Annotated in this window: 7 protein-coding genes; 2 read left to right on the top strand and 5 right to left on the bottom strand. The window is 66.0% G+C overall.

Annotation, left to right across the window (positions count from 1 at the left end; all coding sequences use genetic code 11):
• The 3 genes from phnC to psrA form a co-directional block, all read right to left on the bottom strand.
• On the bottom strand, positions 1 to 633 hold a 633-nt coding region (phnC, locus tag AC1DRP_RS34245), incomplete at its 3' end, for a phosphonate ABC transporter ATP-binding protein (protein ID WP_476770863.1).
• 33 nt (positions 634 to 666) lie between these two features.
• Positions 667 to 1,545: a phosphonate ABC transporter substrate-binding protein gene (gene phnD / locus AC1DRP_RS34240; RefSeq protein WP_441493474.1), complete on the bottom strand. Its 879-nt coding sequence runs from the start codon at positions 1,543 to 1,545 to the stop codon at positions 667 to 669.
• An 83-nt stretch (positions 1,546 to 1,628) separates the two neighbouring features.
• Positions 1,629 to 2,720 carry an iron-containing alcohol dehydrogenase PsrA gene (psrA, locus tag AC1DRP_RS34235; RefSeq protein ID WP_476770862.1) on the bottom strand — a complete coding sequence of 364 codons (1,092 nt, stop codon included), beginning with the start codon at positions 2,718 to 2,720 and terminating at the stop codon, positions 1,629 to 1,631.
• A 120-nt stretch (positions 2,721 to 2,840) separates the two neighbouring features.
• Between psrA and AC1DRP_RS34230 the strand changes: the two genes are divergently transcribed.
• The gene (locus tag AC1DRP_RS34230; RefSeq protein ID WP_476770861.1) at positions 2,841 to 3,710 is read left to right on the top strand and encodes a LysR substrate-binding domain-containing protein; all 870 of its coding nucleotides are present in this window, start codon (positions 2,841 to 2,843) and stop codon (positions 3,708 to 3,710) included.
• A gap of 59 nt (positions 3,711 to 3,769) precedes the next feature.
• Here AC1DRP_RS34230 and AC1DRP_RS34225 read toward each other — a convergent pair whose 3' ends face one another.
• Positions 3,770 to 4,393 (bottom strand): TetR/AcrR family transcriptional regulator, encoded by a 624-nt coding sequence (locus AC1DRP_RS34225; RefSeq protein ID WP_476770860.1) that lies wholly within the window; start codon positions 4,391 to 4,393, stop codon positions 3,770 to 3,772.
• A gap of 105 nt (positions 4,394 to 4,498) precedes the next feature.
• On the opposite strand from AC1DRP_RS34225, the gene AC1DRP_RS34220 reads away from it, so the two are divergent.
• Positions 4,499 to 5,524 (top strand): saccharopine dehydrogenase NADP-binding domain-containing protein, encoded by a 1,026-nt coding sequence (locus AC1DRP_RS34220; protein WP_476770859.1) that lies wholly within the window; start codon positions 4,499 to 4,501, stop codon positions 5,522 to 5,524.
• Between the two features lie 100 nt (positions 5,525 to 5,624).
• Here the strand turns inward: AC1DRP_RS34220 and AC1DRP_RS34215 are convergent.
• A partial coding sequence (locus tag AC1DRP_RS34215) for an STAS domain-containing protein (protein WP_476770858.1) occupies positions 5,625 to 5,879 on the bottom strand: 255 nt, incomplete at its 5' end.

Genomic DNA, 5,879 nt, shown 5'->3' with positions numbered 1-5,879 from the left:
GCGCTCACCGAACTCGACGGCATAGTCGACCTGGTGCAGGTTGCAGATCACGGCGATGCCTTCTTCCTTGCAGATCGCCTTGAGGTATCCGAGCACGACGCGCGACGTTTTCGGATCGAGGCTCGCCACCGGTTCGTCGCACAGGATCACGGACGGCTGCTGGGCCAGCGCCCGGGCGATGCCGACCCGCTGCTGCTCGCCGCCGGAGAGCTGGTCGCCGCGCGCATTGGCCTTGTGCGCCAGCTCGACCCGCGTCAGGCATTCCATCGCGATATCGACATCGCGCCTGGGAAAGAGCTGCAGCATCGACAGGAAGGAGGACAGCCCGGCCATGCGGCCGACGAGCACGTTCTTCAGCACCGAGAGGCGCTTCACCAGATTGTGGTGCTGGAAGATCATGGCGACGGGCCGCTCGCCGCGCACGCTGCGCTTGGCATCGAAGACGGTGCCGTCGATCAGCGTCCGCCCCGCATCGGGCTGGGCGAGCCCGTTGATGCAGCGCAGCAGGGTCGACTTGCCGGCGCCGCTGGGGCCGAGCACGACCAGGAACTCGCCCGCTCTCACGGTCAGGTCGATGCCCTGCAGCACCGGCCGACCGACATAGGACTTCTTCAGTCCTTCGATCTTGATCATCTCGGATCCTCCGCGGAACCGCGCCAGGCGCGGCTACTTCATCTTGGCCAGATCGAGATTCAGCACCTTCGCTGTGTCCCGGATGATGTCGTAGGCCTGGTCATTGGTCTCGACGAAGCGGTTGAGCTTGCCCTGATCGGCCCAGGTGATGTCCCTGATGTTCAGGAAGGCGGTCCTGATCTGCTTCTTCAGGTCGTCGGGCAGGTTCTTGCGCCAGCAGGTCGGCGATTCCGGGATCGGGTCGGAGCGCCAGACGACCTGGATGTCGGCGGGGTCGATCAGCTTCTTCTGGACCGCGGCGTCGAAGATGCGGTCGGCGATCGTCGCGGCATCGACGCGCTTGTTGGCGACGGCGAGCGCATTGGCATCGTGCGAGCCGGTGAAGAGCACGCGGCCGAAATCCTTCTCTGGATCGAAGCCGAGCTTCATCAGCCCGGCCTTCGGGAAGAGGTGGCCGGAGGTGGAGGAGGGATCGACGAAGGCGAAGGTGCGGCCCTTCAGGTCCTTCACCTCCTTGATGCCGCTGTCCTTCCGCGTGATGATCTGGGCGTGATAATAGGTGCGGCCGGACTTGGCGGTTTCGGCGGTCGCGAAGGCCTCGATCGGCGCAACCGTGGTGCCGAGCACATAGGAGAACGGGCCGAGATAGGCGACCTCGACATGGCCCGAGCGCATGGCTTCGATGACGCCATTATAGTCCGAGGCGACGAAGCCCTGGACCTTGATGCCAAGGTTCTTCTCCAGGGCGTCCAGCAATTGCTGGCTCGATTCCAGCATGGCACGGGAATCCTCCGACGGGATCAGCCCGACCCTGATCAGCTTCGTCTGGGCCCGAACCAGATGCGGCATGGCCAGAACGGCCCCCGCTGCGGCAAGCGAACCCGTCAACACCTTCCGACGCGAAATGTTCATGTCATCCTCCCGAGATGATCCGGTGGTCCTTTGACCTTGCCGGTGAACCGATTACGGGCGCCGTAGCCCTGATGTGAGTGATGTTAGGCAGCTTTGGCGGCCTGTCTCCCGATGAAATTGCGACCCCGCTCACCCTCCAGCGCCTTTGCGACCAGACGGTCCCATTCGACCGGTGACACGCCATAGGCGGCCGGGTCGGTCTTGACGCCGAGCCCTTGCAGGAACAGGCCAAGCCGTTCGGCGCCGGCATCGAGATCGCTGCCGAACACCCGCCGCAGCGCGGCATCGCATTGTGGCTGCGTGCCCATGGCCCAGCGCATCACGATCGGCAGCGAGAAGGAGCAGGCGATGCCGTGGATCGTGCCGCTTTTCAGCGTGATGTCGTAGGAGATGTTATGGGCCAGCGCCGTCTTGGTGTTCGAGAAGGCGAGGCCCGCCAGCAGGCTGGCGCGCATCTGGCGCTCCCTGAGGCCGATATCGTCGAGCCGCTCCATCAGCCGCGGCAGCGTGTCGATGATCTCGCGCGCGGCCTCCACGGCGTAATTGGCCGAGACCGGGTTGCCGTTGACGTTCCAGATGCTCTCCAGCGCATGCGAGAGCGCGTCGAGCCCGGTCGCAAGCGTCAGGCCGCGCGGCGCGCCCAGCGTCAGGGCCGRGTCGAGCACTGCAGCCTCGGGATAGAGCCGGGGATGGGCGAGCGAGTATTTGCTGCCATTTGCGGCATCCCAGACGGTGGCCCAGGAGGTGACTTCGCTGCCGGTTCCCGCCGTCGTGGGAACGGCGATGATCGGGATGATGTCCGAGGCGTCGAGCGGGACCTTGTCGACGAGATGGCGGCGCACCGTCTCGAAATTGCCGCCGCTTGCCGCGAGCACCTTGGCCGCATCGATCATCGAGCCGCCGCCGAGCGCGACGATGACCTCGGCCCGCTCTGCAGAGGCGCCGAACAGGCGGCAGGATTCGACGAGGTCAGCACAATCGGGATTGGTCTCGATATTGGCGATCGTCACCACCGGCGCCCCGGCAGCCTGTGCCAGGCGCTCAGCCAGGTCGCGGAAGATTGGYTGGTCATAGGTGACGAGCGCCCAGCGCCGCTTGCCGATCAGGCCGGCGACCTCGTTGAAGAGGCCGGCGCCAAACCGAATCCTGACGGGATTCCAATAGGCCCAATGCATGCGTTCCACCCTCGTTCCGTCTCGTCTGCCGCGCTTTCCCGGCGCTGTTGGAGTGGATGCTCACAAAGGGCGACCCAATAAACAAATTGATTTTTCAGACGTGATAGATAGAAATTTGCTATGCGTTATACGCGCCTTCGCTCGTTCCATGCCGTTGCGACGGCAGGCGGCTTCAATGCCGCTGCCGCGGAGTTCAACATCAGCCAGCCGACGCTGACCGCACAGGTAGGCGCGCTCGAGGACGAGTACGGGGTCGAGCTCTTCGTCCGGAAGGGGCGACGCCGGGAACTGAGCGACGCGGGGCGACAATTGCTGGCGATTACCACCCGCCTGTTCTCCGAGGAGGACGAGGCGATCGCCTTTCTCGAGCAGTCGCGCGAACTCAGGACCGGCCGGTTGTCGATCAGCGCGGTTGGCCCCTATCACGTCACCGAGATGCTCGCGGCCTTCAACCGCGCCTATCCCGGGATCGAACTCGCCGTGAAGATCGGCAATTCGACCGAAGTTTTGGACGATCTCTTCGAGTATCGCTGCGACGTTGCCGTGCTCGCCTATCTCGACGAGGATGATCGGCTGCTCACCATTCCCTATCGCCGGCATCCGGTTGCGGTGTTCGTGCGCGAGGACCACCGGCTCGCCGGACAGGCGAGCATCGAGATTGCGGCGCTCGACGGCGAGGCGATGATCGTGCGTGAGCGCGGCTCGACGACGCGGCGGGCCTTTGAGGAGGCGCTGGCCGCGACCAGGACGAGGCCGCGCACAGTCATGGAGATCGGCAGCCGCGAGGCGATCCGCGAGGCGGTGATCCGCGGGCTCGGCATCAGCTATGTCTCGGTCGCCGAATTCGTGCCTGACCCGGCGCTCCGCCTGATCCCGATCGCGGATGCGGAGATCTACACCTACGCGCATGTCGTCATCTTGCGGAAGCGCGAGGCCAGCCGGATCGTGCGGGCCTTCCTCAACGCCGTCCGCCAGACCAAGGATATGTGATCGCTCGAACCGCTGGTGTTGGGGTGCGTTCGGGGCCGGCCCGAGCGAGAGCGCTGCGGCTACGCGGCGCGGGCCGGAGCGTGCCGGGCCGCGGTGATCAGGGCGTGCGTCATCTGCCGCAGGATCGCTGTCGCGTCGCAGGTGGACAGGATCTGCGAGCTGACGAAGGCCCCATTGATGAGCACCGAGAGCTGGGTCGCGAGCACCTCGGGATGCTTGACCCGCAGCCGCTCGGCGATGTCCTGCAGGCGCCGATGCAATTGCTGCTTATGCGTGCGGGCCACGAGCCGGGCAGGGTGATCCTCGTCCGGGAACTCCGCGGCGACATTGATCTGGGGGCAGCCGCGATAATGGGGCCGGCCGACACGCTCGCCGATCCAGGCTATATGGGCGTCGAGCTCGGCTTCGCCGTCGTCCGAGTGGCGCGCTGCCACGCCATCCCAGCATGCCCAGAAATCCTCGTCTTCCCGCTGCAGATACGCGGCGATGAGGTCATCCTTCGTGCGAAAGTGACGGTACAGGCTCGTCTTCGCGACGCCGGCCGCCTCGATGATCACATCGACGCCGACAGCGCGGACGCCACGCCGGTAGAACAGGTCGGATGCGGTCGCGAGCAGCCGCTCGCGCATGTCGACCTGGCCAGGTTCCTCAGCCAGCCGTTGGTTGGTCGGCTCCGTCCGCATGCACTGCTCTCCCTTGACGAGGCGACGATAGCAGATCTCCAGTTGACACGCTACAGACCTGTCTGTACCCAAAAGAAACAGACAGGTCTGTAGCGGGAGAGCGTCATGAGCGATCAGTTTGAAGGGGCAGGGATCAGCAAGCCTGCCATCGCAGTCTACGGGGCCGCCGGACATACGGGCCGCTTCGTGATCAGGGAGCTGCTGCGGCGCGGCTTCCCGGCCATCGCGATCGGGCGCGATGGCGAAAAGTTGGCGGAGGCGGGTTTCCCGGCCGGCGTCAGGCAAGAAGTTGCAGCGCTTGCGGATTCTGCAGCGCTCGCCCGCGTCCTCTCCGGAGCGGCGGCGCTGATCAACTGCGCCGGGCCGTTCCTCGACACGGCCGAATTCCTGGTCCCGGCCGCCTTGCAGGCGCGCATCCCCTATCTCGACGTGACGGCTGAGCAGCCCAGCGCCCGGGCGACCTTCGAACGCTATTCCTCCGCTGCRGAAGAGGCCGGTGTCGCCGTCATCCCGGCCATGGGCTTCTATGGCGGCCTGAGCGACCTCCTCGTCACAGCCGCAATGGGCGACTGGACCGGTGCGGACGAGGCCCGCGTCGCGATCGCCCTGGACAGCTGGCATCCGACCGAGGGCACGCGGGTGACGGGGCAGCGCAACACGGCAAGGCGCGTGACGATTGCGGAGGGGAGGCTGCAGCACCTGCCCGATCCGGCTCCGAACGCCGTATGGCCCTTCGCCGAACCTTTTGGCGCGCAGGAGATGGTCGAGCTGCCTTTCACCGAGGCGATCCTGATCGACAGCCATCTCCAGCTGTCGGACCTTCACAGCTACCTGAACACGGCGCCGCTGCGCGATCTGCGCGACGGTTCCACCCCGGCGCCGGTCGCAGCCGACGCGTCCGGGCGCTCGGCGCAAAAATTCCTCGTCGAGGTCGAGATCCGACGGGGGGATGCCGTACGGCGGGCGGCCGCGCGCGGGCACGATATCTATGCCATCACCGCACCGCTCGTGGTCGAGGCCGTCGAGCGGCTCCTGAAAGGCGCGAAGGCACGCGGCGGCGTCTTCGCTCCGGGCGCAGTTTTCGATGCCCGGGACTTCCTGGCGGCGCTCGCCCCCGATCTCGCGCTCTGATCACTGACGGGGTGGCAGGCGGCGGCGTTCATGCTGTGCTGCCGCCCCGGTCTCTGTCGGTGCGCTGCGCGATGGAGTTCGATCTCGGCGAGCGTGGAGCTCATGTGCCGGCAGGCGTGGCGCCCGGAACGCGGGCCAGGAGACCATGTGCCGCCAACGCTTCGCGAATTCCGAGATGCACCTTGTACGCGACCTCTCCGTCTTCCGGGGCAAGGAGTTTCAGCCGCTGGTCGACTTCGTCGCGCAGATTCGCGATCTCGAGCGCGATTCCGCCGGCCGCGAGCCTTTGGCGGATGCTGGCCAACGCCGCAGCCGCGGTGCCATCGATGCTGGTGATCGGTGAAAAATCCAGGAC

Source organism: Allobosea sp. 01N443, assembly GCF_056399325.1.
Note: the sequence above shows the minus strand (reverse complement) of the source record. Positions and strands in the feature narration are given on the sequence as shown.